The sequence below is a fragment of the Rhodococcus baikonurensis genome, from assembly GCF_040489275.1.
Taxonomy (GTDB): domain Bacteria; phylum Actinomycetota; class Actinomycetes; order Mycobacteriales; family Mycobacteriaceae; genus Rhodococcus_F; species Rhodococcus_F baikonurensis.
The window spans coordinates 291,248-317,433 of record NZ_JBEUOQ010000008.1 but is presented as its reverse complement, the minus strand read 5'-3'; the positions used below and the strand labels follow the sequence as shown (position 1 = coordinate 317,433).

Below are 26,186 nucleotides of genomic sequence, written 5' to 3'. Positions count from 1 at the left end.
TGTTTGTTTTTTTTTGTTTTTTTCGTTTGTGGGGCCCGTGTTGTTGGCTGCAAATCAGTCTTTCCCGCTACCGATGCGGCGGGGGGGGGGGCCCCCCCCCCCCCCCCCCCCCCCCCCCGCTCCTCGCGTCAGTGGAACAGCAGGTCGATCAGCTCACGGCTTGGTCAGGTCCATACCCGGTACCGAAACCGCTGGGTCGGCAGACGGAGCCGCGATGGGGCCCTTGCCCTTTCGCTTGCCGGAACGCAGGCGCTTCTCCACCTTGGTTGCCAGGAAGGTAAGCGCGGAGTTGAGAGCGATCATGATTGCGGCAACCACGATGAGCGCCGGCAGGAAGTTTCCGTAGAAAGTGCCGAGCTGTTGGGCCTGACGTACCAGCTCGACATACCCGATCAGGTAACCGAGGGCGGAGTCCTTCAGCGCCACGACCATCTGTGAAATCAGTGCCGGCAGCATGGCGGTAACCGCCTGGGGGAGCAGGATCGTCACCATGATCTGCGTCTTGCGCATCCCCAGCGCCTTGGCGGCCTCACTTTGCCCACGCGGGAGTGAGTTGATCCCGGCGCGGACGATCTCGGCGATCACTGACCCGTTGTACAGGGTCAGACCGACGACGACTGCCGCGAGTGCAAGGTACTTCGACTTGAAGACTTCGTATTCGGCGAACACCTGATACGAGAAGATCATCAGAATCAGAACCGGTACTGCTCGGAACAGTTCGACGATGACGCCGCAAATTTTCCGGATGATGTTGTGCTCGGAGAGTCGGCCGATACCCAGGGCAGAACCGAGGATGAGCGCGAAGACGATGGACATCGCAGCCGCGATCAGTGTCCCGCGGATACCGGGTATCAGATACGTTGTCCACGAGGTGGATTCGAGGAACGGATCCCACTTCGCTGCTGTCAGCTGGCCCTTTTCGTCGAGTGCGCGGTAGATGACGTACCCGATCGCGACCATGAGTGCAGCGACGACAAGGGACGCGAATCGGTAAAGATTTCGCGCTCTGGGGCCCGGCGCGTCGTAGAGGACTGTTGCGCGGTTGCTCATCGTGAAACCTCGAATCGCTTGCTCAGCTTGCCGAAGATCAAGCCCATGGGAAGTGTCAGGATCACGAAACCGACAGCGAAGATTCCACCGACGACGAAGATCGCGGCTTCGTTTTCGATCATCTTCTTCATCAGCGCTGACGCTTCGGATACGCCGATCACAGCGGCGATGGTCGAGTTCTTGGTCAGTGCGATCAGCACGCTACCCAGCGGTGCTGTGACCGCGCGAAATGCCTGAGGCAGGACGATCAGCCGAAGATTTTGTGCAAACGACAGACCGAGTGATCGGCCCGCTTCGGCCTGGCCGACCGGAACGGTGTTGATTCCCGATCGAAGTGACTCACACACGAACGCGGCGGTATAGACACTGAGTCCGAGCACTGCGAGTCGGAAGTTGTTGTCTGTCAAGAACGTCGGTGAGTCCGACTTTGCGAGATTGACTCCGAGCGTCTGCGACAGACCGAACAGACAGAACAGCAGAATCAGTGTCAGGGGGGTGTTGCGGAACACGGTCACGTACGCGGTACCCAGGAATCGGGCGACCGGAACCGGTGACACGCGCATGGCCGCGATCAGGACACCGATGATGACGGCGCCGATCGCGGAGAAGAACGTCAGCTGGATCGTGGTCCAGAAGGCTTCCAGAATCTGGTCGCCGTACTTGCTCAGAAGGTTCACTTGCCGTCTCCCCAGATCACGGGATCTCCGTTGGTGGCGTCACGCGCTGCGGCTCCCGAAGTGGGGAGCCGCAGCGAGATTGACGGTGAAAAAAGCAGGTCAGTAACGATCAACGGTGGGCGGGGCCGGGATGGGGTAGCCCGAAGCACCAACGGTGTTGTTGAAGGCTTCTTCCCACGCGCCGGTGGAGATCATCTTCTCGATGGCGTCGTTGATCTTGCCGCGACCCTCGGAATCGTCCTTGGCCAGGCCGACGCCGTACTTTTCGGTCGTGAACGGTTCGCCGACGACCTTCAGCTCTCCTGGGTACTGGGCAGCGTAGCCGGCGAGGATGATGTCGTCGGTGGTGACAGCGTCGACAGCGCCGTTACGCAGAGCTTCGACACAAGCGGAATAGGTGTCGAGCGGCTGGAGCTGGACGTCCTTGGCGTAGTTGTCCTGGATGTTCTGCGCCGGAGTCGAACCCGACACCGAGCAGAGCTTCTTGCCGCCGGTGAGCGAATCGGGGCCGGTGATGTCGGTGTTGTCGGAGCGAACGAGCAGCGACTGGCCCGCGATGAAGTACGGGCCGCCGAAGCTGACCTTCTCCTTGCGCGTGTCGGTGATCGAGTAGGTCGCGACGATGTAGTCGACCTCGCCGTTCTGGATCAGGGTCTCGCGCTGGGCTGACGGCGATTCCTTGAAGGTGATGCCTTCGGGCTTCACGCCGAGTTCGTTTGCGATGTAACGGGCTACCTCGACGTCGAAGCCGGAGAAGGTGCCGTCTGGGTTGCGCTGACCGAGGCCGGGCTGATCGAACTTGATGCCGACGGTGAGAGTGCCGTCGGAAGCGCTCTCGGTGATCGACTTGTTCTCCTCGCCGCCGCCACAGGCGGTGGCAGCGAACGCGATGGCCATGATTCCGATTCCGAAACGGACGGAACGATTGATCTTCATGAAGATCCTCTCAGTTGTCGACACACGAACAGTGCAGTCGAGATGAACGGTGCAGCCGAGGTGAACGGTGCAGTCGAGCAAGTTGTCTTGTGGACGAGGACAGAACTGTCGGAGGGGAGACTTTAATCAGTGCGTGAGGATCTTGCCGAGGAAGTCCTTGGCCCGATCCGACTTGGGATGGGTGAAGAACTCTTCGGGCGTGGTGTCTTCGACAACCTGGCCGTCAGCCATGAACAGCACGCGATCGCCGGCCTTGCGCGCGAAGCCCATCTCGTGCGTGACCACGAGCATGGTCATGCCTTCCTTCGCGAGGGAGGTCATGACGTCGAGGACCTCGTTGACCATCTCGGGGTCGAGTGCGGAGGTGGGCTCGTCGAACAGCATCACCTTCGGCTGCATCGCAAGGGCGCGAGCGATCGCGACACGCTGTTGCTGACCGCCCGAAAGCTGTGCCGGGTACTTGTCGGCCTGATTGGCGATACCGACGCGTTCGAGCAATGCCTGCGCGGTCTTCTTGGCGTCTTCCTTCTTGGCCTTGCGGACCTTCATCGGTGCGAGCATGACGTTCTCGAGGATCGTCTTGTGCGCGAACAGGTTGAACGACTGAAAGACCATCCCGACGTCGGCGCGAAGTGCAGCAAGTGCTTTGCCCTCTTCGGGGAGCGTCTTGCCGTCGACGGCGATCGTGCCCGAGTCGATGGGTTCGAGGCGATTGATGGTGCGGCACAGAGTCGACTTACCGGAGCCCGACGGACCAAGGACGATCACCACTTGGCCCTTGGGTACCTCGAGATTGACCTCTTGCAGGACGTGAAGTTCCCCGAAGTGTTTGTTCACCGAGGTCATCGAAATCATGGATGTGGAATCGCCGGAGGTGGTCGGCGTCGTCGCATCGTCGGCTTGGGTCATAAACGAGAACCTTAGGCGTAGTTTGCGTCGACGCCCGTGATTTCGCCATGGTTCTTGCCATATGTAATGGAAATTTTACTGTGACGACGTTTATGTCGCGTTTCGGCTGTTTATCAGGGCGTTATTACACGTCGTAGTGGACGTGAGCTAGGCTGAAGCGTGTCACTGATCGACGAAATGTCCCCTGCACTTCCAGAGCCGACTGCAGTTCCGGAACCGACGGCAGATTCCGAGCCGACTGCGACGCCTGTTCGCACCTACGAGGTACGGACGTACGGCTGTCAGATGAACGTCCACGATTCCGAGCGACTGTCCGGTCTGCTCGAGGATGCCGGGTATTCGAAGGCGGAGACCGGAAGCGATCCTGATCTTGTCGTCTTCAACACGTGTGCGGTCCGCGAGAACGCGGACAACAAGTTGTACGGCAACCTCAGCCAGCTCGCCCCGAACAAGGAGGCGAACCCCGACATGCAGATCGCGGTCGGTGGGTGCCTGGCGCAGAAGGATCGTGACACCGTAGTCAAGAAGGCGCCGTTCGTCGACGTCGTCTTCGGCACCCACAACATCGGCTCGCTTCCCGCGCTGCTCGACCGCGCGCGCCACAACCAACGCGCCGAAGTCGAAATCCTCGACGCGCTGGAGGCCTTTCCGTCGACGCTGCCGGCCAAGCGCGAATCTGCTTACGCGGGTTGGGTTTCCATCTCGGTCGGTTGCAACAACACGTGCACGTTCTGCATCGTTCCGGCCCTGCGTGGCAAGGAAGTGGATCGACGTCCCGGCGACATCCTGGCCGAGGTGCAGGCACTCGTCGACGAGGGGGTCTCGGAAGTGACCCTGCTCGGGCAGAACGTCAACGCCTACGGCGTGTCGTTCGCCGATCCGGAACAACCGCGCGATCGCGGAGCCTTCGCCTCGCTCTTGAAGGCATGTGGACACATCGACGGCCTCGAACGGGTGAGGTTCACATCGCCGCACCCGGCAGAGTTCACCGACGACGTCATCGAAGCGATGGCAACCACTGCCAACGTCTGCCCGCAGCTGCACATGCCGTTGCAGTCCGGTTCGGACAAGGTTCTGAAAGCGATGAAGCGCTCGTACCGCAAGTCGAAGTACCTCGGGATCATCGAGAAGGTGCGCGCCGCAATGCCGCACGCCGCCATCACCACGGACATCATCGTCGGGTTCCCGGGGGAGACGGAAGAGGATTTCGAGGAGACGCTGGACGTCGTGCGTAAGGCGCGATTCTCCAACGCCTACACCTTCCAGTACTCCAAGCGCCCGGGCACGCCGGCGGCGGAGATGGCCGATCAGCTTCCCAAAGAGGTTGTCCAGGAACGCTACATGCGATTGCTGGCGGTTCAGGAAGAAGTGAACATCGAGGAAAATCGCAAACTCGTCGGCACCGAGGTCGAACTCTTGGTGGCAGCGGGGGAGGGTCGGAAGAACGCAGCGACTCACCGTCTCAGTGGTCGCGCGCGAGACGGCCGCCTGGTGCATTTCCGCCCCGAGGGAAACCTCGACGGCACAATCCGACCCGGTGACGTGGTGACGGTCGTCGTCACCCACGGAGCCCCTCATCACCTCGTGGCAGATGACGGAGTGCTCACGCACCGTCGGACCCGCGCCGGTGACTCGTTCGACAAGGGCATCACACCCAAGACCCCGCCCATCGGCGTAGGTCTCGGGCTACCGAAGATCGGTGCCCCGGCCCCACAACCCGTCCAGATGGGATGCAACGCATGACCTCGCAACACGAGAACACGACACCACAGCCCGGCGACGACGCCTTCGAGGGCTACCGCAAGGATCTCGACGACGCGGAACGCAAGGTCGCGGGAGAAATCGACCCAGGTGCGCGCGCCATGGTCGTCGCAGTTGCGGTGCTCGTGCTGGTCGGCACGCTTGCACTGCCCCATGCGGGAGTTGCGAACGGCTGGGATGTGCTCGCGTACAACCAGGATGCGGAAAGCGAACGGATTGCACTGTTCTCACGCTTGTTCGTGTGGTTCGTTGTCGTCTTCGGCATCGGATTCTCGATGCTCGCACTCGTGACGCGTCGCTGGAGTCTGGCGTGGGTCGCGCTGGCCGGCAGCGCCGTGGCGAGTGCTCTGGGAATGATGGCCGTCTGGTCACGTCAGACCATTCCCGCCGGTTTCAACGTGGCCGGACCGTCGATCGGGCTGATCATCGGATGGTTCGCCGTCGTGTTCTTGACGTTCCATTGGCTCAAGGTGGTCTGGACACGAACCAACATTCAGCTCGCTGCGGAGGAACAACGCCGGATCGCTGCGGCTGAAGCCGAAAAGCATCAGGAATGGAACGTCGGCTGACACAGCAGGCCGTCTGTACAAAGCGCAAGACAACGCCGGCTGACTCCTTTCGGAGTCAGCCGGCGTTTTGTTGTCTTGACAGCTCGTCGTCGATTACTCGTTGACGGCGCTTTCGGCAGCTTCGGCCCACTCACGCCACTGCTTTGCCTGAGCGAGAGCCTTCTCTGCGTCCTTCGTCTTGCCGGCAGCCTGAGCCTTGGCGGCCTGCTCCTCGAACTGGCTCACCCGCTCCTTGAACTGTGCGACTCGGGCAAGTGCTTCCGGATCGGTACGACGCCACTCGGCGTCGACAGCATCGCGCACCTTGGTTTCGATGGCCCGGAGCTTCGCTTCGAGTTCCTGCATTCGGTCGCGCGGCACCTTGCCGATCGCGTCCCACTTCTCCTGCAGGTCGCGCAGCGCTGCACGAGCATTCTCGAGTCCGTGCGCCGGATCGATGTTCGCGTTGGCAGCGAGCAGCTCTTCCTTTGCAACCGCGTTCTGCTCGAATTCGGCATCGCGCTCGGATGCAGCAGCGTTGCGCGCGGCGAAGAACACATCCTGCGCGCCCTTGAAGCGCTTCCACAGGTTGTCGTCGGCCTCGCGCGGTGCGCGGCCGGCAGCCTTCCACTCGCTGAGCAGATCGCGGAATTCTCCAGCGGTCTGCCCCCATTCAGTGGAGGTCGACAGCTTCTCGGCGCGCTCGACCAGTTCTTCCTTCGTCGAACGGGCGCTCGCACGATCTCGGTCGAGTTCGGCGAAGTGGGCTCCACGTCGTCGGTTGAAGGACTCGCGAGCCTTGGAGTACCGCTTCCAGAGTGCGTCGTCGACCTTGCGGTCGATTCCGCGAATCGTCTTCCACTCGTCGAGAATCTCGCGCAGTCGATCACCCGCGGTCTTCCACTGGGTCGACTCCGAGCCGATCTGTTCGGCCTCGACAGCGAGGGCCTCCTTGCGGGCGGTGCTGGCCGCGCGAGACTGTTCCTTCTCTTCCTTCGCGTGCGCTGCGGCCTCGTCGGACCCGGCGACGATCACGTCGAGTCGTCGGGCCAAAGCGTCGAGGTCACCGATCACGGCAGCGGTGGAGAGGGATTCGGACAGAGCGATGGCGGCAGCCTTGGTCTTCTTGGCGTCTCCGGCGCCTGACGTCAGTCGCGCCTCGAGTAGCGAGACCTCGGTCGCGAGGTCGTCGTAGCGACGACCGAAATGGGCGAGACCCTCGGCGGCATCCCCGGCCTGCCACGATCCGATCTGACGTTCACCGTCAGCGGTCTTCACCCAGGCGGTCCCGTCTTCCTCGACGCGTCCGAACTTGCTCGGGTCGCTTGCCGGTGCGGCGGTGACGGCATGCGAGGCTGCTGGGCCGGGGCGAGGTGCTCCGGGGCGGGGTGCACCGGGGCGTGGTCCACCAGGTTTGGGCGCGCCGGGTTTGGGTGCTGCCGGGCTCGGGCTGGCCGAACTGCTGTCGGCGCCGGTGGTGGGTTCACTGTTCTCGGTCATCGGTCCTCGTCTCTGCCGCGCGTCACGGCTGCCTGATCGCATTCCTGGTTCCATTGAACCCGGTACTCACGTTCTCCGACTATTGAATCAGGTAAGAGGGTGTGAGGTCGCCACCTCGGGGTCGACTAGCGTGGCAGCTGTGTTGACTTCCGCTGTTCTCGTCCCCTCGGCGCCGTTGCTCGTGCCGGAATTGTCCGGTGATTCGGCCGAGTCCGCTCAGGTGCGTGCTGCAGCGACAGCAGCCGTGCGCCGGCTCTCTCACGAGGCGGTTCACTGGGTGGGCGTCGGTGTCGACTCCGAGAAGGCAGCGGGCGAACTCTGGCGATCGGGCGTCGGACATGCGCAGATCGGAACATTTGCGGGATTCGGCGCCGATGTCCGGACGTCCCTGGACGCGGATGCGACCGGCGAACCGGTGCCATCTCTCGAACTGTGCGCCCTTGTCGCCGGCTGGCTGCGTGCCCGAGCAGACGAGGAGATCACCGTCGACATGCACGCCGTCAGTGCAGAGGCGTCGGCGAATGAATGTCGTGAATTCGGGAAGCAGCTGCGCAAGCAGCTCGACAGCGACAACCGACCGCAAGGGCTTCTGATCGTGGCTGACGGTGCGTCCACGCTGACGGCAAAGGCGCCCGGAAGCTTCGACGAGCGCGCCGCGGGCGTGCAATCGGCCATCGACGATGCCCTGACCACCGGTGACCCGGAGGCGCTTCTTGCTCTCGATCCGCAGCTCTGCCGGAGTGTCGGAGCCCAGGGGCGCGCGGCGTGGCAGGTCCTCGCCGGTGTCTTTACGAGCTCGTCTCCGTCAGACCATCCTCGCTCCACGGTCGACTACAGCGATGCACCGTTCGGCATCGGCTACCACGTCGGGACGTGGCGGCCGTGAACGTCCCTGAAGAACTTCGCCCGATCGCAGTTGTCGGTCCGACGGCGTCGGGAAAGTCCGATCTCGCGTTGGCACTGGCCGAGGAATTCGGCGGAGAGATCATCAACATCGACGCGATGCAGCTCTATCGCGGCATGGATATCGGGACCGCCAAACTGACGCCTGCCGAGCGCCGTGGGATTCCGCATCACCTGCTCGACGTTCTCGACGTGACGGAGACGGCCACCGTCGCGCGTTATCAAACCGACGCGATCGCGATCGCCGAGGATCTGATCGCGGCGGGCAAGGTTCCGGTGATCGTCGGCGGATCCATGATGTACGTCCAGTCGTTGCTCGACGAATGGTCTTTTCCGGCAACGGATCCCGAAGTTCGCGCGAAGTGGGAAGCAGTGCTGGCCGACGGTGGGGTCGGTGCGGTGCATACGGCGCTTGTTGCTGCTGATCCGGTAGCGGCGGCGTCGATACTGCCTACGGACGGCCGGCGGATGGTTCGGGCGCTCGAGGTCGTCGAGCTGACAGGTCTGCCGTTCGCGGCCTCGGCGCCGCAGATCGGTGACCCTCGTTGGGGAACCCGCATCATCGGCGTGGATCGGGATACGGAAGAACTCGACAGACGGATTCGGTTGCGAACCGAGCTGATGTTTTCGGGCGGGCTTGTCGACGAAGTTGCCGTGCTGGTCGAGCAAGGATTGCGTGAGGGCGTCACAGCGCCGCGAGCCATCGGCTACGCACAGGTGCTCGCACATTTCGACGGTGAATACGATCTGGCCGAAGCACTCGAACGGACGTTCATCGGGACACGGCGCTACGTTCGACGCCAACGCTCATGGTTCCGTCGCGACGCACGCGTGCACTGGCTCGACGGTGCCGATCCGGAGCTGGCTCGCTCGGCCTTCTCTGCACTTGCAGATCGCGGTCTGTAACACGATCGAGCCGATCAGCTATCTTACAGTTAGCTCTTTCGCGATCCATCCGTTTCGCGATCGACGGACTGGAGGACATCGAACATGGCGCAGAGCGGGACACACGCGCGACCGAAAGGCCGACGCGCGAGTCGGCTGCCGCTTCTCCTGCTGCTCGTCACATTTCTCGCGGTAGGCGGCGTGCTGATCTATTTTGCGGTGAGTGCCGCCGGGAAGCCCGTCAGCGCACCCGTTCCCGAAGCGCCATTCGACGTGGGAGCCCCAACCGATCCAGAGGCGACATGGGCGCCCGCGCCGACGGACTTGCCGCCGAACACGCTCGCGATTCCTGATCTGGATGTGCAAGCCGACATCGTGACCAGCGGGTTCGGCGCCAACCGCGGAATGATCCTTCCGCATCCTGACAAGGTTTCGCATTTCACCAACGGTGTGCAGTTCGGATCGTCGGAGGGCACCAATCTTGTTGCCGGCCACGTCGACGACGGTGATCGCACGCACGGCGCCTTGTGGGCGCTGCACCAGATGAAGCCCGGAACACCGATCTACGTGAGCGACGATGCCGGAACGATGTTCACCTATCACGCAGCGAGCCTGAAGCTGTACGAAAAGGTGGCTTTGCCGGCCGAGTTCTTTTCCGAAACGGGTGCGCCCAGGCTGGTCCTCGTGACCTGCGGCGGCGCGACGGTGCCGGACCCCTCGTTGCCGTCCGGATTCACGTACGAACAGAACGTGGTGGTCACCGCGTCACCTGCGTAAGTCGGTCGGTAGGTCCGGATAGGATGGCGACCATGGATTTCAGTAAGGGCCACGGAACGCAGAACGACTTCGTTGTTCTCCCTGACCTCGACGTACGGATCGATCTCGAGCCGGCACGAGTGTCAGCGTTGTGTGATCGCCAGCGTGGTCTCGGCGCCGACGGCATCCTTCGTGTCGCTCGCGCGGGCGCACTTGCGGACGCCGGCGTGCTCACCGCACTTCCCGACGGCGTCGCTGCAGAAGACTGGTTCATGGACTACCGCAACAGCGACGGCTCCATCGCGGAGATGTGCGGAAACGGCGTTCGGGTATTTGCCCATTACCTCAAGGCGTCGGGCTTGGAGAGCAAGGACGAGTTCGTGGTCGGCAGCCGCGCCGGAGCGCGTCCGGTCGTGGTGCACGGCTACGACGCCACGCACGGTGACGTGACCGTGGCGATGGGCCGGATCAAAGAACTCGGCACCAGTTCGGCAACAATCGACGGCCGCGTCTTCGCCGGCGTCGGCATCGACGTCGGTAATCCGCATTTGGCATGCGTCGACGAGCACGTGACGGCAGAAGTGTTGAGTGCGCTCGATCTGAGTGTTTCTCCGGGCTTCGATCCCGGGTTCTTCCCGCACGGGGTCAATATCGAGATCGTGACGCCGATCCACGACGGCGGGGTCCACATGCGGGTACACGAGCGTGGTGTGGGCGAGACTCGTTCCTGCGGAACCGGAACGGTCGCAGCTGCGGCCGCGGCGCTGAAGTACGACGGCAGCGACGAAGGTTCGGTGCTGGTGCGCGTGCTCGGCGGCGAAGTGCAGGTCACCGTCGAAGGCGGTGAAGGGTCTTTGCGGGGGCCCTCGGTTCTGGTGGCGAACGGGACGATCAGCGACGCCTGGTGGCAATCGCTCGTGTGATATCGCCCGTGGGAAATACGCCTGCAGGAAATACGGATGCACCGTGCCCAGGTTTCGTGGGACCATGGATCTTGTATGACGAACACACATGAAAACGAAGAGTCCACCGCTCACGAGCAGTCCGAGTACGCGCAAGCCGAATACGCGGCAGATTCTGCATCGGGCAACCCGTCGACCGGTGAGATGCAACTCGCAGATCGCGGCGCCCTGCGCCGCGTGGCCGGTCTGTCGACCGAGCTCGAGGACGTCACCGAAGTCGAGTACCGCCAGCTTCGACTCGAAAGAGTTGTCCTGGTCGGCGTCTGGACGCAGGGAACCGCCGAGCAGGCCGAGGCGAGCATGACCGAGCTGGCCGCACTTGCCGAGACGGCCGGCTCGGAGGTTCTCGAAGGACTGGTTCAGCGCCGCGACAAACCTGACGCTGCCACCTACATCGGTTCCGGCAAGGCGCAGGAACTGCGCGAAGTCGTCCTGGCGACCGGTGCCGACACCGTCGTCTGCGACGGCGAGCTGACGCCGGCGCAGCTCACGGCGCTGGAGAAGATCGTCAAGGTCAAGGTCATCGACCGGACGGCTCTGATTCTCGACATCTTTGCTCAGCACGCGACTTCCCGTGAGGGTAAAGCCCAGGTGGCTTTTGCTCAGATGGAGTACATGCTCCCGCGTCTGCGTGGTTGGGGCGAGTCGATGTCGCGCCAGGCCGGTGGCCGTGCCGGTAGCAACGGCGGTGTGGGTCTGCGTGGTCCCGGTGAAACGAAGATCGAGACGGACCGTCGCCGTATTCGTGAGCGCATGGCAAAACTACGCCGCGAGATCAAGGGCATGAAGGCCGCTCGCGACACCAAGCGCACACGTCGATTGCAGAGCGACATTCCGTCGATCGCCATCGTCGGATATACCAACGCGGGCAAATCGAGTCTGCTCAATTCGCTCACCGGATCCGGTGTGCTCGTGGAGAACGCGTTGTTCGCCACCTTGGACCCGACGACGCGCCGCGCAGCACTCGACGACGGCCGCGAGTACGTACTCACCGATACGGTCGGCTTCGTGCGACACCTGCCGACTCAGTTGGTCGAGGCATTCCGCTCGACTCTCGAGGAAGTAACCGACGCGGATCTGCTTCTGCACGTCGTCGACGGTTCGGATCCGTTGCCGACAGAACAGATCAAGGCTGTGCGGGAAGTCGTCACCGATGTTCTACGCGAGACGGATTCGAAGGCTCCGCCGGAGTTGATCGTGGTCAACAAGATCGACGCGGCAGATCCGGTTACCTTGACGCAACTACGTGGTCTGTTGCCTGGCGCCGTGTTCGTCTCGGCGCGGACAGGCGAGGGAATCGCTGAACTGCGAGCACATCTCAGTGAGGTGCTGGTTCGACCGGAGGTCGAGGTCGACGTGCTGGTGCCGTACACGCGGGGTGACTTGATGGCTCGAATCCACTCGGACGGAACGATTCTGGAATCGACGCACGAAGAGGCCGGAACGCGGGTGCACGCACGTGTGCCACAGATGTTGGCCTCGGCATTGGTCGAGTACGCACCTAGTGCGTAATTTCGGGGCCGTGGTCGCGGTGATCGCGGCGACTACGGCAACCGTATTGCTTCCCGGAGCACCCGCACAGGCATCGTCGTTCGAACCGAGCGAGTTCGCCCCACTGTGCACACCTACGGATCCTGCGCTCCAGGAGTTGTCGGGGATGGTCGTCGTCGACGATCGGATCTACGCGATGGGCGACGGCGGCAGTGACGACTTCGTATTCGAAATGGACCTGAACTGTGTTGTCCAGAAACAGATTCCGGTCCCGATAGACCCTTACGACGTCGAAGATCTTGCGGTGAGTGGGCGAACGCTCGTTCTGTCGGACACCGGTGACAACCTCCGGACCCGCGAAACAGTGGCGTTCATCACGATGGACCTCGATTCCGGTGGCGGTACGTTGCACCGCCTCACGTACCCGGACGGTGCGCACGACACCGAGTCGATACTGCTCGACCCCGACGGCCACGTTTTTGTCGTGACCAAGGAATTGTTCGGCGAAAGCAGTGTCTACACACCGGTCGGGGATCAGAAACTGAGTGACTTGGCGCAGCCCGGCCCGACGCCGCTCGAGCGCGTCGGAGCCGTGTCCCTCGGACCGGAGAAGCCCGTGTCGGTGATGTTCACCGGGGGAGCGGTGTCGTCGGACGGTTCGGCGATCGCACTTCGGAGTTACTCCGACCTGTACGTGTACGAAGTCGTGGACGGCGGAATCGGCGCGACGCTCACCGGTACCGAACCGCTGCGGATCCCGCTCCCGAAGGAGCCTCAGGGTGAGGCGATGGCATTCAACGACGCGGGCGATGTTCTGATCGGTTCTGAATCTGCCGGCGGAGCGTTGCCGCCGGTGTACGTGATGCGAGCGCTCGTGGACGCGACAGAAGCGACGGCTGACTCGTCTGACGGTTCGGTCGGTGTCGGGGTCGATCCGTGGACATTCGTGTGGGCCGGGTTGGTCGCGGCAGGATGTGCGATCGGGGGCGCGGCGTTCGTGAGATTTCGACGACGCCGCTGATTCCCAAATAATTCCACGAATTCGCAGACCGCCGGTAGATGTGGATACTGGAACGAATGCACGGGCATCAACTCCTGACGCGGCTCTCGCGTATGTCACTCGAGCACGGACACATCACCGCAGTGCTGCTCGTGGGTTCCGTCATCGTCGGCGTCGGCACGTTGCTTCTGCTTCGGTGGTTGCCGCGTCGGGCCGCGTTGGTTGCGCTAGTTCTGTCAGTGCTCGGATCAGCCACCGGTGCGACGTTCGTGTGGCTCAGCTTTCGGCCGCTGCCCGCGCAGCTACCGGCGTCGAATTTTGTCTGGATAGCGCTGGCGATGTTCGGAGTCATCGGCGCCGCACTCGTTCTCCTTCGGCGCCCAGGGCTTGCGCGTGGCCTTTCGGTGACGGCATTCGCCGGGCTGGCCGCGATCGTCGCAGTAGGTCAGGTCAACGCGCAGACCGGCACCTATCCCACACTCGGCTCACTGGTCGGGCACTGGCCGGTGGGCTCGGTCGAGAACGTTGCCTTCGATTCGCTCCCCGGGGCCGAACCTTGGGTACAACGGGGACTGCCCACCGAAACTCATTGGCAGGTTCCGGTGCGGATGCCGAGCAACGGTGTCGTGACGGAAGCGGCGATTCCAGGAAACGTTTCGGGATTCGACGCGAGGCCTGCGACGCTGTATCTCCCGCCGGCCTATCTTGCCGATCCGCGTGCCGAGTTGCCCGTACTGGTGTTGGTGGCGGGTGAGCCCGGCAGCCCCAGCGACTGGCTGGACAGTGGCCGGCTCGCGACCACCGTCGACGCCTATGCGTCGAGGCATTCCGGGCTTGCTCCCGTCGTGGTGGTGCCCGACGCGTTGGGGGACTACGACGCCAACCCCGGCTGCATGGATTCTGCGCTCGGCAACGTCGCGACGTATCTGGACCAGGACGTCCCGAACTGGATCGAATCGAACCTTCAAGTGAATCCGGACGCTGCGCAATGGGCTATCGGTGGGTTCTCCTACGGCGGGACATGCGCGATCGAGATGGCCGTGAACTTCCCGGACCGATACCCGTCGTTCCTGGACTTCTCCGGCCAGGACGAACCGTCGACCGGTGATCACGAGGACACCGTGGCGGCCATGTTCGACGGTGACGAAAGCGCGTTCGACGCGGTCAACGCCCGAGACCTGATGGCGCAGAATCGGTATCCGCAGTTGTCGGGTGTATTTGTCGCGGGTGAGGACGACGACATCTACCGCCCTCAGCAGGAGATCATGTTCGAGGCTGCACGCGCCGCCGACATGAACGTGGACTACTACACCCTTCCCGGCGGGCACTCGGGTGATGTGTGGGGCACTGCTCTGGAACTCGAAATGGACTGGCTGGGCCGGACACTCGCACTGACTCCGTGAGAGTGTCCGGCCCGCTGCACAGCACCGACTGACATCAGGTCAGGCGTCGAGATCAGCGGCTACCAGCTCGGCGACCTTGGCGAGTGCGTCGGCGTCGTCGGACTCGATGGTTACTTCGGTGTCCTTGGCGGCTCCGAGCGTCATGATCATCAGTGCCGACCCTGCATCCACCGGTTCGCCGTCGGCGACTGCGAGGGTGACCGTGGCGCCGGAGGCTCCGACTGCTTCGGCGATGAGAGCGGCGGGGCGGGCGTGGAGGCCGACTGCGGAACCGACGGCAACTGTCTTGCTGGGCATGGGATCTCCTCGTTGTAGAACTGTCGTTGCGGACGTTATGGGGTGTTCGGGCAGATCTGGTGACTCAGGCGGTGACTGCAGTGTTGCCTGCTGTCGATCATGCCGCAGCGGGCACGATTTCGGGGTCGAGTTCGGCATCGGACGGCCCCTTGCGGAAGAACTCCTTGGCTCCGACGACGGCGAGCGCAGCTACCACGGTTCCCGCGGCGAGCGAGACCAGGAACCAGCCGATTCCGCCGACTGCGAAGAAGACGAAGATGCCGCCGTGCGGGGCGCTGAGAGTGACGTCGAAAGCCATGATCAGCGCGCCGGTGACCGCGCCGCCCGCCATCATCGAGGGGATCACGCGAAGCGGGTCGGCAGCGGCGAACGGAATCGCGCCCTCGGAGATGAATGCCGAACCCAGCAACCAGGCAGCCTTTCCGTTCTCCCGTTCGGCTTCGCTGAAGAGCTTGGGACGCAGCACCGTCGAGGCAAGTGCCATGGCAAGCGGCGGAACCATACCGGCAGCCATGACAGCCGCCATGATGCGCAAAGTGGCCGGGTCGTTGACGTTGAGTCCGGCGACGGCGAAGGCGTAAGCCGCCTTGTTGACCGGTCCACCGAGGTCGAAGCACATCATCAGGCCGAGAATGATGCCGAGGAAGATGGCCGAGCTGCCGGACAGTCCGTTGAGCCAGTCGGTGAGACCGGAGGTGATCGCGGCGAGCGGACGCCCGAGGACGATGAACATCAGTGCTCCGACGACCAGCGTCGCGAACAGCGGGATGATTACCACCGGCATCAGGCCTCGCAGCCACTGCGGGACGGCGATCCGGCCGATGTAGAGCGCGACGACACCGGCGATGAGACCACCGACCAAGCCGCCGATGAAACCGGCACCGACGAACACGGCGACCGCGCCGGCTGTGAAGCCGGGAGCGATGCCAGGCCGGTCGGCGATGGCGAAGGCGATGTAGCCGGCCAACGCGGGCACCAGGAAGCTGAATGCCAACGAACCGATCTGGAACAGCACTGCGCCGAGATAGGTGGCCAGACCACCGTCGGGAAGGTTGGTGATCGAGTTGTCGAGAACGATGTCCTTGGCCGGACCGGAGATCTCGTATCCGCCGAGCAGGAAGCCGAGTGCGATCAGCAGACCGCCGGCCGCGACGAACGGGATCATGTAGCTGACACCGGTCAGGAGGACCTGACGGAGGTGGGTGCCGAACCCTACGGAACCGGCATCGGAATCCGCGGCCGCTGCGGCGGTGCCGTCAACGGTGGCGGCGGCGGGATTCTCGGAGGCGCGCAACGCTTCTGCGAGCATCTTGTCCGGCTCGTTGATTGCCCGCTTGACACCGGAAGCGACAACGGGTTTGCCGGCGAACCGGTCGCGGCCCTTCACTCCGACGTCGGTGGCGAAGATAACCGCGGCGGCTCCGGCGATGACCGAAGGGTCAAGGGGGGTGCTTCCGCTCGAGCCCTGCGTTTCGACGTGAACCTTGACCCCGGCGCGTTCACCCGCGGCGACGAGTGAGTCCGCAGCCATGTAGGTATGAGCGATTCCGGTCGGGCATGCGGTGACCGCGACGATGTGACGCTCCGCGGGCGTTGGAGCCGGGGCCTCCTCGGTGGAGTGTTTCCCAGTGGAAACAGGAGGAGTGGGTGTGGCTGCCGCAGCCTTTGCTGGAGCATCCTTCGGCGCGGGATTGAGGACCTCGTCGACCAGTCTCACGATCTCGTCCGGCGTCGACGCCTCACGAAGCGACGTGACAAACGCGGGTCGGACGAGCGCTCGGGCCAAGGACGAGAGCAGCTTCATGTGCTCGGCTCCGGCGCCCTCGGGTGCCGCGATCAGGAACACGAGATCGGCGGGGCCGTCGGGTGCACCGAAGTCGACCTTCGGATCGAGTCGAGCAAACCCCAGGGATGCGGACGAGACGGCCTCGGCGCGGCAGTGGGGAATTGCGATTCCGCCGGGCAACCCGGTCGCGGACTGCGCTTCGCGAGCGAGTGCTGCATCGACCAGTCCCGCGGCGTCGCTTGCCCGACCCGCAGCAGTCAATCGCGCTGCGAGAGAACGAATGACATCTTCCTTGGTCGTACCCAGGTCGGTGTCGAGTGAGATCAGTTCGGGACTGATGATCTCCGGGCCGGAACTGCCGGCTGCGGTGGTATCGGACATGTCAGGTTCCTTAGGGCGTCAGGCGAGTTCGGTGGGGACGGGGATGGGAGAGGCGGCATCTGCTGCAGATACCGAAACCGCTGCCAGATCGATCTGTTCGGGCGTGGGAAGGGTTGTGCCGGGAAGGGAGGCAGCGGCGCTTCCGTAGGCGACCGCGTGACGTAGCCGCTCGGATTCCGAGCCCCCTCCCGCTTCGGCGAGGATGTAGCCGGCCAGCGACGAATCGCCTGCGCCGACGGTACTGACTGCGACAATCGGGGGAGCGGTGGCGATCCACGCGCCGTCGGCCGTGACGAGGACAGCACCTGCTGCGCCGAGCGTGGCGAGCACACTGCCGACGCCGCGATCGACCAATCGCTGTGCCGCCGTGATTGCAGGCCCGCGATCACCGTTCTCGGCGGCACGTTCGAGGACGTGGCCGTCGACGCCGGTCAGTTGCGCGAGTTCCTCGCCGTTGGGTTTGAGCAGGTCAGGTGCCGAGTCGGGGAAGCCTTCGGCGAGTGCCGTCAGCGGGGCGTCCGAGGTGTCGACCGCTACCTTGCACGGGTGATCGCGCAGCGTCGCGACAAGTTCGCCGTACCACCCGAGAGGAACGCCGGGGGGCAGTGAGCCGGACAGCGCGAACCACAGGGCGGTATCGGCGCGGGCGATCAGTTCCTGCGCCAAGGCGTCGAGCGTCGAACCCGACAGCGTCGCGCCGGGCTCGTTGATCTTCGTCGTGGTTCCGTCCGGTTCCGCGATGGTGATGTTGGTGCGAGCCAGACCCGTCGTGGCGACGCCGATGTGGGGAATTCCACCGGCGGCGAGCGCCGAGAGTAGGGGGTCGCCGCCGTTCCCCGGTAGGACCGCGAGGACGTCGAGGTCGGCTGCGGCGAGAACACGCGCGACGTTGACCCCCTTGCCGCCGGGGTCGCTGCGAGTGGAGTGGGCGCGTAGCACGGAGCCTCGTTCGAGCCGTTGCTCGAGCTGCACGGTCCGATCGATACTCGGGTTGGCTGTCAGTGTGACGATCATGCGATCACCACCTCGATTCCGTGGTCGTGGAACTCGGATGTGTCTGTGGGACTGATCTCTTCGTCGGTGATGAGGACGTCGATGCTGTCGAGGGGGGCGAAGCTGATCAAGTGCTCGCGGCCGACTTTCGTGGAATCCGCCACCACGACAACGTGATTGGCAGCTTTGACCATCGCTCGTTTGACTGCGGCCTCCTCGCTGTCCGGTGTGGAGAGTCCGTGCCCGACGCTGATCGCGTTGGTTCCGACGAAAGCGACGTCGACTCGCAACGTGCTCAACAGGCGTAGGGCGTCCTCGCCGACCGCGGCTTGCGTCACCCCGCGTACTCGTCCTCCGAGCAGGATCAGGGAAATCGAGTTCATCGATGCCAGTCGTGCGCCGATCGGGACGGAATTGGTGACTGCTGTGAAGTCGTTCTCGGTCGGTAGTTCGGGGATCATGCGGCCTGTGGTGGTGCCCGCGTCGAAGATCACGCTGCCGCCGGTAGGAGGGAGATAGGTGACCGCGCAGCGGGCGATCCGGTCCTTCTGTTGCGCCCGGGTCTGATCGCGTTCCGCCATGCCCGGTTCGGTCACGTGGAGGGATCCGGTCGGAACGGCGCCGCCGTGTACACGCCTGATCTGTCCGATCCGCTCGAGGAATGCCAGATCGCGACGCACGGTCTCGGTGGTCACACCGAAGGTCTCCGACAGAGCCGCCACGGACATGCGTCCGCGCTGCGACACCATGGTGCCGATCGCTTGTTGGCGTTCTTCCGCGTACACGTGCTCTCCGATTCCGAAATGTGATCCGACGGTGCGTTGTGGGTCACAGTGAATGTTGCTTTATGTTGTTTTACGCCCGAGTGTGTTGACATGTCAAGACTTGGGAGTAATCTTCGTCACAACGAAGGTGTGGGCTCAACGCGCTCGAGGTGCTCCGGTGTGACACCGGGCCCATCGCTCAAGGAGGACAGATGACCGAACAGCTCAATCGCATCACCGTGCACGGCACTCCCGTCGTGCCCGGAATTGCCTACGGCCCGGCTATCTGGCCGTCCAGCCGACCAGAACTCGTCACCGATGCGCCGGCCCTCGACGAGGCCGATCGAGAGGCCGCCGCCGACACCTTCGTCGCAGCGGCGAAGGTTGTCGAGAACCGCCTCCTCGGACGGGCGGCCGAAGCTACAGGCGCGGCTGCCGAGGTCTTGCAGGCCAACGCGGCGATGGCAGCCGATCGTGGCTGGATCGGGGCGGCCAAGAAATCGATCGCCGGCGGAGTGCCCCCGGTGCAGGCTGCGATCGCGGCGACGGAGCAGTTCGTTGTGCTGTTCGCCAAAGTCGGCGGTGTGATGGCCGAGCGCGTCACGGACCTCGAGGACATCCGCGACCGCGTGATCGCCGAACTCTCCGGATTACCCGAACCAGGAGTTCCGATGCCCGAGACACCATCGGTGCTGTGCGCGGACGATCTTGCTCCTGCAGACACCGCGGGCCTCGATGCAACCAAGATCATCGGGCTCGTGACCATCTACGGCGGCCCGACCAGCCACACGGCAATCATCGCGCGGCAGTTGGGCATCCCGTGCATCGTTGCCGCGAAGGAATTGGAGTCCATTTCGGCAGGAACGCCGATTCTGATCGACGGAACCACCGGCGACGTGATCGCGGAGCCGGATCCCGAGCGGGCGCGCGAACTGGTCGAACAATCTCGGATCGATCGCGAACGCGTCAGCACATGGACCGGACCGGGCCAGACGGCGGACGGACGGCCGGTCGACGTTCTCGCCAACGTTCAAGACGGCGCGGGCGCTCGCGCCGCGGCGTCGACTGCTGCGGGGGGCATCGGGCTCTTCCGGACCGAGCTCTGCTTCCTCGGCCGTGAGACCGAACCGACCGTAGACGAGCAGGCGGCGATCTACGCCGAGGTTCTCGAGGCCTTCGCAGGAAAGAAGGTCATTGTTCGCACGTTGGACGCGGGTTCGGACAAGCCGCTCAAATTCGCCAACCATCAAGAGGAAGCGAATCCGGCGCTCGGCGTTCGTGGGGTCCGAATCGCCTGGCAGGACATGGGAATTCTCGACCGCCAGCTCGACGCGATCGCCGCAGCGGCGGCGTCGACCAACTCGTCGCCGTGGGTCATGGCACCGATGATCGCCACCCCGGCCGAGGCGAAACGTTTTGCCGATGCCGTGCGGGCACGCGATCTTGTTCCCGGTGTGATGGTGGAGATCCCGGCGGCGGCGCTGTTGGCCGACCAGATTCTCGAACACGTCGAATTCCTCTCGATCGGTACCAATGACCTTGCTCAGTACACGATGGCCGCTGATCGGATGTCCTCCGAACTCGCCGACCTGACCGATCCGTGGCAGCCCGCGGTGCTCGCCCTTGTCGCACGTACGGCCCAGGCCGGTCAGGCGGCAGGTAAGCGCGTCGGGGTCTGCGGTGAGGCGGCCGCCGATCCACTGTTGGCGTGTGTTCTGGCCGGACTCGGAGTTTCCTCGCTGTCGTGCGCTGCGGCGTCGGTCGCGGGTGTGGGAGCGAAGGTCGGGTCAGTCACCATGGCGCAATGTGAGGCGGCTGCGGCGGCGGTGCTGGCAACCGGTGATCCGGTGGCAGCGCGCAAAGCGGCGGCCGACGCAATCCGCTGAACTGGTTTCGTTGGTCTCGGTCGGAGACCGAGCGCCTGACCTCTAGTATTTCGACCTGTGATCGAACGAGAAACAATGACCGGGGCCGGCGGAATCGGCTGGACTGTCCACGGAGACGGCAAGCGGATCGCCGACGGAGCCGTCGTGGCGCCGGACGAACGACTGAGTTGGCCGCGCACCATCGGAATCGGGATGCAACACGTCATCGCGATGTTCGGAGCGACACTGCTCGTTCCGACCATCACCGGCTTCCCCGTCACGACGACGCTGCTGTTCTCGGGTATCGGCACCGCGCTGTTCCTGCTCATCACCCGGGGCCGGATCCCCAGCTATCTCGGTTCGTCCTTCGCGTTCATCGCCCCGCTGACAGCGTCGGCAGGATCGGGCCCGGCCGCGCAACTCGGTGCCGTCATGGCCGTCGGCATCGTGTTGATGTTGATCGGCGTAGCCGTACGTCTGATCGGCAGCCGGGTCATCGACGCCGTCATGCCGCCGGTGGTGACGGGAGCTGTCGTCGCGCTGATCGGTCTCAACCTCGCTCCGACGGCGGTCGGCTCCTTCGAATCGCAGCCGCTGATCGCCACGGTGACGCTCGTTTCGATCCTGCTGGTCACGGTCGTCGGTCCCGGGCTGCTCGGCCGGCTGGGCATTCTGGTCGGCGTCGTGATCGGCTGGGTCTTCGCCGCGGTCATCGGCGGACTCGACAGTGAACGAGTGTCCGCTCTGCGCGAAGCAGACTGGTTCGGGCTGCCGAGTCTGCACGGACCGTCGTTCGACTGGTCGGTGATCGTGCTCGCGCTCCCCGTGGTGATCGTTCTGGTCGCCGAAAACGTCGGACATGTCAAAGCGGTGTCCGCTATGACGGGTAAGTCCCTCGACGATCTGGCCGGCAATGCACTGTTTGCCGACGGTCTCGCCACTACCTTGGCGGGCGCCGGTGGCGGATCCGGAACCACCACGTATGCCGAGAACATCGGTGTCATGGCAGCGACGCGCGTGTACTCGACCGCCGCGTACTGGGTAGCCGCCGCTACCGCTGTGATCCTGGCATTTTCGCCCAAATTCGGCGCTCTGGTCTTCACGGTGCCGAACGGCGTCATCGGCGGCGCAACGATGGTTCTCTACGGCCTCATCGGCATTCTCGGTGTGCGCATCTGGATGGAAGCGAAGGTCGACTTCACCGATCCGGTCAACCTGACGGTCGCCGCGGCTGCGCTGGTCGCCGGCATCGGGAACTTGACGCTGACCATCGGTTCGGTCGAGTTGGGCGGCATCGCCTGGGGATCGATCGGCATCCTCGTCGCATACCCGATCATGCGATATCTCGCCAAATTCCGTACTTCGAGTAACAGATAACCGCTACAGTCACGAATCGTGATCGTTCGGGTCATCGACGGGTATCGCAACAGGTTCTACCGTCGGAGGCAGTGACGTGGGCCCGCGCACTTCGGCGTGCCCAGTCTCAGCGAATACACCCCAGTGGGTACGTCCCCAGCGGGTACATCACTGAAGTGCCGTATATCGAATTGCAAGGAGTCGGCGTGGAGCGCACCCTGTTCGAACCGGAACATGAACTCTTCCGGGAGTCGTACCAGAAGTTCTTGGCACAGCACGTGGCTCCGAACCACGAGAAGTGGGAAGAGCAGAACATCGTCGATCGTGACGTCTGGGTCGAGGCCGGAAAGCAGGGCTTCCTGGGAACCGCGGTGCCCGAGGAGTTCGGCGGCGGCGGTGTGAAGGATTTCCGCTACAACGCGATCATCACCGAGGAAACCACCAAGGGCGGGTTCAGCGGTATCGGCTTCACGTTGCACAACGACGTCGTGGCGCCGTACCTGCTGGAGCTGACCAATGAAGAGCAGAAGCAGCGTTGGTTGCCCGGATTCGCTTCGGGAGAGCTGATTTCGGCAATCGCGATGACCGAACCGGGTACCGGTAGCGACCTGCAGGGCATCAAGACCAAAGCAGTTCGCGACGGGGATCACTGGGTCCTCAACGGCTCGAAGACCTTCATCACCAACGGAATCAACGCCGACATCATCATCGTTGTCGCGTGTACCGACCCGGACAAGGGAGCGCAGGGCTTCAGCCTCCTCGTCGTCGAGCGGGACATGCCGGGCTTCGAGCGTGGACGCAACCTCGACAAGATCGGCATGAAGGCTCAGGACACCGCCGAACTCAGCTTCACCGACGTCCGCGTTCCCGCCGCCAACCTGCTGGGCGAAGAGGGAATGGGCTTCTTCTACTTGATGAAGAACCTTCCTCAGGAACGACTCTCGATCGCCGTTGTTGCCGCTGCCGCAATGGAATCGGTTCTCGAGAGCACGATCCAGTACTGCCGTGACCGCAAGGCCTTCGGTAAGTCGATCGGTAGCTTCCAGAACACCCGATTCGTCCTCGCCGAGTTGGCTACGGAGACCACCGCAGTGCGGATCCTGGTGGACAAGTTCATCGAACAGCTCAATGCCGAGAAGCTGACCGTGCAGGAAGCTGCGATGGCGAAGTGGTGGACCACCGAAGCTCAGGTCAAGCTCATCGACCGCTGCCTCCAGCTGCACGGAGGCTACGGCTACATGAAGGAATACCCGGTTGCCAAGGCGTACATGGACTCTCGTGTGCAGACCATCTACGGTGGCACAACCGAGATCATGAAGGAGATCATCGGACGTTCGCTGAATCTCTGATTCGGGTGATGCACCGCTGATCGTCACGTAAAGACTCTGGGCCCCGGCTGATGCCGGGGCCCAGAGTCTTGTGGTCGTAGGGTGCGAGCGAGCTCAGATCTTCCGCATGACGGTGACAACCTTGCCCAGGATGACAGCGTTGTTGCCGGGAATCGGCTCGAAGAGGTCGTTGTGCGGCATCAGCCACACCTCCTTCTTCGTGCGCTTGAACGTCTTCACAGTGGCTTCGCCGTCGATCATTGCGGCCACGATGTCACCGTTCTCCGCGACGTTCTGCTGACGGACGACAACCCAGTCGCCATCGCAGATCGCTGCATCGATCATCGACTCGCCGACGACCTTGAGCATGAAGAGCGAACCCTGGCCGACGAGTTCGCGGGGGAGTGGGAACACATCCTCCACCGCTTCCTCGGCGAGGATCGGTCCGCCGGCAGCGATGCGACCCAGGATGGGGACGAACGCCGGCTCCGGTAGCGGGTCGGCGCTGTTGTACTCGCCCGAATGCTTCGACACGGATGCGATGGCGGTATCGGCTGCAACTTCGTCGAGGCCTCGAACATCGACCGCGCGAGGGCGATTGGGATCGCGGCGAAGGAAGCCCTTTCGCTCCAACGTTCGCAGTTGATGTGCGACGGACGAGGTGGAGGTGAGCCCCACCGCATCGCCGATCTCGCGAATGCTGGGCGGATACCCGCGCTCCGTCACCGAATCGCGGATCACTTCGAGAACGCGCCGCTGACGCTCGGTGAGCGTCTCGCTCGACGGAGACGGAACTGCAGAAGCTCCTGCCTCCGCGGCTGTGCTGGAGCGATCGTCCTTCATGGCCTGTTGCCTCCGTGTCTGAAGAAGTCGTGCCTGAAAAAGTGCCTGGTGCACATCACGCAGAAACCTGTCGGTGCCTCCTGCCAACATTCGAGCTGTCGACAAACACGGAGGCTTTCGCAAATTCCCGCTGTGTGGTCTGACACGAATCTAGCCGGATTTGCTCGCGGTTTCAAACATCTGTTCGATTCGTGTCGCTCGAAGTAGAGACATTGTCGGCCAGGCGTGGTAGAAATTCGAACATGCGTTCCATCGAACGCATGATCGAACACATCGATCGGTGTCGACCAGCGGAGGTCACGATGGGTAACGCAGCACTGCAAAGCAACAGGATTTTCGACGACGCGATTGGTGTCGACGCGTTTGGTGTCGATGCGATTGGTTTCGACGGCACGTCGGCACTGAAGTACCACCCCTCGTTCTATGGGCCTGATGGTGGGTCCGATGCTGACGTTGTGTCATTCGAACGGCGCGGTACGGCCGAAATGCGGGGTGTGGCCAGGTATGTCGACAACGAACCGCAGGCGGCCGTCGTTCGCCGTGTTCCGGCGGTGGGCGCGGTTTCAGGTTCGCGGTCATTGCGTGAGTCTCCTCGCCGGTGGGACAGCGAGCACGATTCGTCACGCCCGTACGGAGGAAGTTTTGCGCACCGAAACCGAGTCGGTGTCTCACGGGTCGAACATGAAGTGGCTGCCGAGGACGTCAGCTGGAAGACAGTGTTCCTGGGCGCCGTATTCACTGCACTGGCAGTGTTGGCGTTGGTGGGGATCGGCGCTTTGTCGAGTGGTGATGTAGCTGCGACACACGGCGCGACCGAAGTGGTTCGTGTTGCCGCGGGTGAATCCCTCAGTGATATTGCTGCCAAGGTTGCGCCTGGCCAGGCTGTCGGTTCGGTGATCGAGCAGATCATGGATCTCAATGCGATGTCGAGTTCCGGGCTGTCCGTTGGGCAAACTCTGATCGTGCCGGTCTCGGGCCGCTGACCGTACCCCTCCCAGGCGGGGGCGTACCGAGCGTGAGAGCAGTCGGTTCACAGCGAGTAAGCTGTCCACTTGACAGTCCCACCACCTCGGGTGGTCGCGTTGAGTACGTGGATCTGCTCTGTAAATCGTCGGAGGATTTGCAGTCGGTAGCGAATCTGAGTTGCGGCCATTTCGGCGACAACGAAGGAACCCCGATGCATTGCCCGTTCTGCCGGCACCCTGATTCCCGAGTGGTCGATTCACGCGAGGCCGACGAGGGCCAGGCGATCAGGCGGCGCCGTTCGTGCCCCGAGTGTGGACGTCGATTCACCACGGTCGAGACGGCAGTTCTCTCGGTCGTGAAGCGCAGCGGCGTGACGGAGCCGTTCAGCCGGGAAAAGGTTGTCAAAGGTGTGCGTCGCGCATGCCAGGGCCGCCAAGTGGACAACGACTCGCTGAATTTGCTGGCCCAGCAGGTCGAAGATGCCGTACGTGCATCGGGTTCTGCCGAGATTCCCAGCAACGAGGTAGGGCTCGCGATTCTCGATCCGCTTCGAAATCTCGACGAGGTTGCGTATCTGCGATTCGCTTCGGTGTACAAGTCCTTCAGTTCCGCCGCGGATTTCGAACGTGAGATCACCGACATGCGCGAACATGCCGAGACCCGTGCCGCCGACAAGGCTCCCGGCGCCGAGCCCGTTTCCGTCGACTGAGGCCTTCGACTCAGGTAACGCTCAGAGCACGGAGCGGGCACTAGGTAACGCTGAGAACACAAAGCGAACAATCGAACAAATCGGGCTAGTTATTCGCTTAGTGTCTACCAGGTACGT

At 63.4% G+C, this 26,186-nt stretch carries 24 protein-coding genes; 14 read left to right on the top strand and 10 right to left on the bottom strand.

What is annotated here, in order from left to right:
* Window positions 1-153: 153 nt before the first annotated feature.
* The 4 genes from ABWI03_RS20635 to gluA form a co-directional block, all read right to left on the bottom strand.
* Window positions 154-1,050, bottom strand: coding sequence for an amino acid ABC transporter permease (locus tag ABWI03_RS20635; protein WP_007735172.1), 897 nt, complete (start codon window positions 1,048-1,050; stop codon window positions 154-156).
* Window positions 1,047-1,727: an amino acid ABC transporter permease gene (locus ABWI03_RS20630; protein WP_019748198.1), complete on the bottom strand. Its 681-nt coding sequence runs from the start codon at window positions 1,725-1,727 to the stop codon at window positions 1,047-1,049. Before ABWI03_RS20630 ends, ABWI03_RS20635 begins: the two co-directional genes overlap by 4 nt.
* Window positions 1,728-1,826: 99 nt before the next feature.
* Window positions 1,827-2,663 (bottom strand): glutamate ABC transporter substrate-binding protein, encoded by an 837-nt coding sequence (locus ABWI03_RS20625; RefSeq protein ID WP_020907523.1) that lies wholly within the window; start codon window positions 2,661-2,663, stop codon window positions 1,827-1,829.
* Window positions 2,664-2,789: 126 nt separating this feature from the next.
* The gene (gluA, locus tag ABWI03_RS20620) at window positions 2,790-3,518 is read right to left on the bottom strand and encodes a glutamate ABC transporter ATP-binding protein GluA (RefSeq protein ID WP_095970742.1); all 729 of its coding nucleotides are present in this window, start codon (window positions 3,516-3,518) and stop codon (window positions 2,790-2,792) included.
* A 213-nt stretch (window positions 3,519-3,731) separates the two neighbouring features.
* Between gluA and miaB the strand changes: the two genes are divergently transcribed.
* Window positions 3,732-5,315 carry a tRNA (N6-isopentenyl adenosine(37)-C2)-methylthiotransferase MiaB gene (gene miaB / locus ABWI03_RS20615; RefSeq protein ID WP_095970568.1) on the top strand — a complete coding sequence of 528 codons (1,584 nt, stop codon included), beginning with the start codon at window positions 3,732-3,734 and terminating at the stop codon, window positions 5,313-5,315.
* Entirely contained in the window at window positions 5,312-5,902 is a 591-nt protein-coding gene (locus ABWI03_RS20610) for an Rv2732c family membrane protein (RefSeq protein WP_124569757.1), read from the top strand. Before miaB ends, ABWI03_RS20610 begins: the two co-directional genes overlap by 4 nt.
* A 93-nt stretch (window positions 5,903-5,995) precedes the next feature.
* On the opposite strand, the gene ABWI03_RS20605 is transcribed toward ABWI03_RS20610, so the two are convergent.
* The gene (locus tag ABWI03_RS20605; RefSeq protein ID WP_095970567.1) at window positions 5,996-7,381 is read right to left on the bottom strand and encodes a DUF349 domain-containing protein; all 1,386 of its coding nucleotides are present in this window, start codon (window positions 7,379-7,381) and stop codon (window positions 5,996-5,998) included.
* Between the two features lie 139 nt (window positions 7,382-7,520).
* Between ABWI03_RS20605 and ABWI03_RS20600 the strand changes: the two genes are divergently transcribed.
* From ABWI03_RS20600 to ABWI03_RS20570, 7 genes are all read left to right on the top strand, one after another.
* On the top strand, window positions 7,521-8,267 hold the full coding sequence (locus ABWI03_RS20600; RefSeq protein WP_298779827.1) for a class III extradiol dioxygenase subunit B-like domain-containing protein: 747 nt from the start codon (window positions 7,521-7,523) through the stop codon (window positions 8,265-8,267).
* Complete coding sequence (gene miaA, locus ABWI03_RS20595) at window positions 8,255-9,190, top strand: tRNA (adenosine(37)-N6)-dimethylallyltransferase MiaA (protein WP_166809560.1); 936 nt, start codon at window positions 8,255-8,257, stop codon at window positions 9,188-9,190. Before ABWI03_RS20600 ends, miaA begins: the two co-directional genes overlap by 13 nt.
* 84 nt (window positions 9,191-9,274) lie before the next feature.
* Entirely contained in the window at window positions 9,275-9,946 is a 672-nt protein-coding gene (locus tag ABWI03_RS20590) for a class F sortase (RefSeq protein WP_298779824.1), read from the top strand.
* A 32-nt stretch (window positions 9,947-9,978) separates the two neighbouring features.
* On the top strand, window positions 9,979-10,848 hold the full coding sequence (gene dapF / locus ABWI03_RS20585) for a diaminopimelate epimerase (RefSeq protein WP_298779822.1): 870 nt from the start codon (window positions 9,979-9,981) through the stop codon (window positions 10,846-10,848).
* A 75-nt stretch (window positions 10,849-10,923) separates the two neighbouring features.
* Window positions 10,924-12,399: a GTPase HflX gene (hflX, locus tag ABWI03_RS20580; protein ID WP_124569752.1), complete on the top strand. Its 1,476-nt coding sequence runs from the start codon at window positions 10,924-10,926 to the stop codon at window positions 12,397-12,399.
* Between the two features lie 10 nt (window positions 12,400-12,409).
* Window positions 12,410-13,399 carry a hypothetical protein gene (locus ABWI03_RS20575; protein ID WP_298779820.1) on the top strand — a complete coding sequence of 330 codons (990 nt, stop codon included), beginning with the start codon at window positions 12,410-12,412 and terminating at the stop codon, window positions 13,397-13,399.
* Between the two features lie 56 nt (window positions 13,400-13,455).
* Window positions 13,456-14,781 carry an alpha/beta hydrolase gene (locus ABWI03_RS20570; protein ID WP_234551384.1) on the top strand — a complete coding sequence of 442 codons (1,326 nt, stop codon included), beginning with the start codon at window positions 13,456-13,458 and terminating at the stop codon, window positions 14,779-14,781.
* A 39-nt stretch (window positions 14,782-14,820) separates the two neighbouring features.
* Here ABWI03_RS20570 and ABWI03_RS20565 read toward each other — a convergent pair whose 3' ends face one another.
* From ABWI03_RS20565 to ABWI03_RS20550, 4 genes are all read right to left on the bottom strand, one after another.
* Window positions 14,821-15,078: an HPr family phosphocarrier protein gene (locus tag ABWI03_RS20565; protein ID WP_003942144.1), complete on the bottom strand. Its 258-nt coding sequence runs from the start codon at window positions 15,076-15,078 to the stop codon at window positions 14,821-14,823.
* A gap of 97 nt (window positions 15,079-15,175) precedes the next feature.
* Window positions 15,176-17,245 carry a PTS fructose transporter subunit IIABC gene (locus tag ABWI03_RS20560; RefSeq protein WP_166809556.1) on the bottom strand — a complete coding sequence of 690 codons (2,070 nt, stop codon included), beginning with the start codon at window positions 17,243-17,245 and terminating at the stop codon, window positions 15,176-15,178.
* 18 nt (window positions 17,246-17,263) lie between these two features.
* Window positions 17,264-18,259, bottom strand: a complete 996-nt coding sequence (locus tag ABWI03_RS20555; RefSeq protein WP_298779811.1) for a 1-phosphofructokinase family hexose kinase — start codon at window positions 18,257-18,259, stop codon at window positions 17,264-17,266.
* Complete coding sequence (locus ABWI03_RS20550; RefSeq protein WP_095970559.1) at window positions 18,256-19,023, bottom strand: DeoR/GlpR family DNA-binding transcription regulator; 768 nt, start codon at window positions 19,021-19,023, stop codon at window positions 18,256-18,258. Before ABWI03_RS20550 ends, ABWI03_RS20555 begins: the two co-directional genes overlap by 4 nt.
* 191 nt (window positions 19,024-19,214) lie before the next feature.
* Here ABWI03_RS20550 and ABWI03_RS20545 point away from each other — a divergent pair, with 191 nt between their 5' ends.
* From ABWI03_RS20545 to ABWI03_RS20535, 3 genes are all read left to right on the top strand, one after another.
* Window positions 19,215-20,888 (top strand): putative PEP-binding protein, encoded by a 1,674-nt coding sequence (locus ABWI03_RS20545; RefSeq protein WP_298779809.1) that lies wholly within the window; start codon window positions 19,215-19,217, stop codon window positions 20,886-20,888.
* 75 nt (window positions 20,889-20,963) lie between these two features.
* Entirely contained in the window at window positions 20,964-22,244 is a 1,281-nt protein-coding gene (locus ABWI03_RS20540; protein ID WP_020907537.1) for a uracil-xanthine permease family protein, read from the top strand.
* Window positions 22,245-22,429: 185 nt separating this feature from the next.
* Window positions 22,430-23,572, top strand: a complete 1,143-nt coding sequence (locus tag ABWI03_RS20535; RefSeq protein ID WP_007735194.1) for an acyl-CoA dehydrogenase family protein — start codon at window positions 22,430-22,432, stop codon at window positions 23,570-23,572.
* A 93-nt stretch (window positions 23,573-23,665) separates the two neighbouring features.
* Here ABWI03_RS20535 and lexA read toward each other — a convergent pair whose 3' ends face one another.
* Window positions 23,666-24,394: a transcriptional repressor LexA gene (lexA, locus tag ABWI03_RS20530; RefSeq protein WP_007735195.1), complete on the bottom strand. Its 729-nt coding sequence runs from the start codon at window positions 24,392-24,394 to the stop codon at window positions 23,666-23,668.
* A 242-nt stretch (window positions 24,395-24,636) separates the two neighbouring features.
* Between lexA and ABWI03_RS20525 the strand changes: the two genes are divergently transcribed.
* Together ABWI03_RS20525 and nrdR are read left to right on the top strand one after the other, a co-directional pair.
* Window positions 24,637-25,377 carry a LysM peptidoglycan-binding domain-containing protein gene (locus tag ABWI03_RS20525; protein WP_200315086.1) on the top strand — a complete coding sequence of 247 codons (741 nt, stop codon included), beginning with the start codon at window positions 24,637-24,639 and terminating at the stop codon, window positions 25,375-25,377.
* 194 nt (window positions 25,378-25,571) lie between these two features.
* Entirely contained in the window at window positions 25,572-26,069 is a 498-nt protein-coding gene (gene nrdR / locus ABWI03_RS20520) for a transcriptional regulator NrdR (protein ID WP_298779797.1), read from the top strand.
* Window positions 26,070-26,186 lie beyond the last annotated feature (117 nt).

Excerpts from the sequence above, each read along its gene's own strand:
- hflX (WP_124569752.1), top strand. The coding sequence starts at position 10,924 with ATGACGAACACACATGAAAACGAAGAGTCCACCGCTCACGAGCAGTCC.
- ABWI03_RS20635 (WP_007735172.1), bottom strand. The coding sequence starts at position 1,050 with ATGAGCAACCGCGCAACAGTCCTCTACGACGCGCCGGGCCCCAGAGCG.
- gluA (WP_095970742.1), bottom strand. The coding sequence starts at position 3,518 with ATGATTTCGATGACCTCGGTGAACAAACACTTCGGGGAACTTCACGTC.
- lexA (WP_007735195.1), bottom strand. The coding sequence starts at position 24,394 with ATGAAGGACGATCGCTCCAGCACAGCCGCGGAGGCAGGAGCTTCTGCA.
- ABWI03_RS20540 (WP_020907537.1), top strand. The coding sequence starts at position 20,964 with ATGACCGGGGCCGGCGGAATCGGCTGGACTGTCCACGGAGACGGCAAG.
- ABWI03_RS20545 (WP_298779809.1), top strand. The coding sequence starts at position 19,215 with ATGACCGAACAGCTCAATCGCATCACCGTGCACGGCACTCCCGTCGTG.
- ABWI03_RS20555 (WP_298779811.1), bottom strand. The coding sequence starts at position 18,259 with ATGATCGTCACACTGACAGCCAACCCGAGTATCGATCGGACCGTGCAG.
- nrdR (WP_298779797.1), top strand. The coding sequence starts at position 25,572 with ATGCATTGCCCGTTCTGCCGGCACCCTGATTCCCGAGTGGTCGATTCA.
- ABWI03_RS20605 (WP_095970567.1), bottom strand. The coding sequence starts at position 7,381 with ATGACCGAGAACAGTGAACCCACCACCGGCGCCGACAGCAGTTCGGCC.
- ABWI03_RS20525 (WP_200315086.1), top strand. The coding sequence starts at position 24,637 with ATGCGTTCCATCGAACGCATGATCGAACACATCGATCGGTGTCGACCA.
- ABWI03_RS20610 (WP_124569757.1), top strand. The coding sequence starts at position 5,312 with ATGACCTCGCAACACGAGAACACGACACCACAGCCCGGCGACGACGCC.
- ABWI03_RS20625 (WP_020907523.1), bottom strand. The coding sequence starts at position 2,663 with ATGAAGATCAATCGTTCCGTCCGTTTCGGAATCGGAATCATGGCCATC.
- ABWI03_RS20570 (WP_234551384.1), top strand. The coding sequence starts at position 13,456 with ATGCACGGGCATCAACTCCTGACGCGGCTCTCGCGTATGTCACTCGAG.
- ABWI03_RS20565 (WP_003942144.1), bottom strand. The coding sequence starts at position 15,078 with ATGCCCAGCAAGACAGTTGCCGTCGGTTCCGCAGTCGGCCTCCACGCC.
- dapF (WP_298779822.1), top strand. The coding sequence starts at position 9,979 with ATGGATTTCAGTAAGGGCCACGGAACGCAGAACGACTTCGTTGTTCTC.
- ABWI03_RS20590 (WP_298779824.1), top strand. The coding sequence starts at position 9,275 with ATGGCGCAGAGCGGGACACACGCGCGACCGAAAGGCCGACGCGCGAGT.
- ABWI03_RS20560 (WP_166809556.1), bottom strand. The coding sequence starts at position 17,245 with ATGTCCGATACCACCGCAGCCGGCAGTTCCGGCCCGGAGATCATCAGT.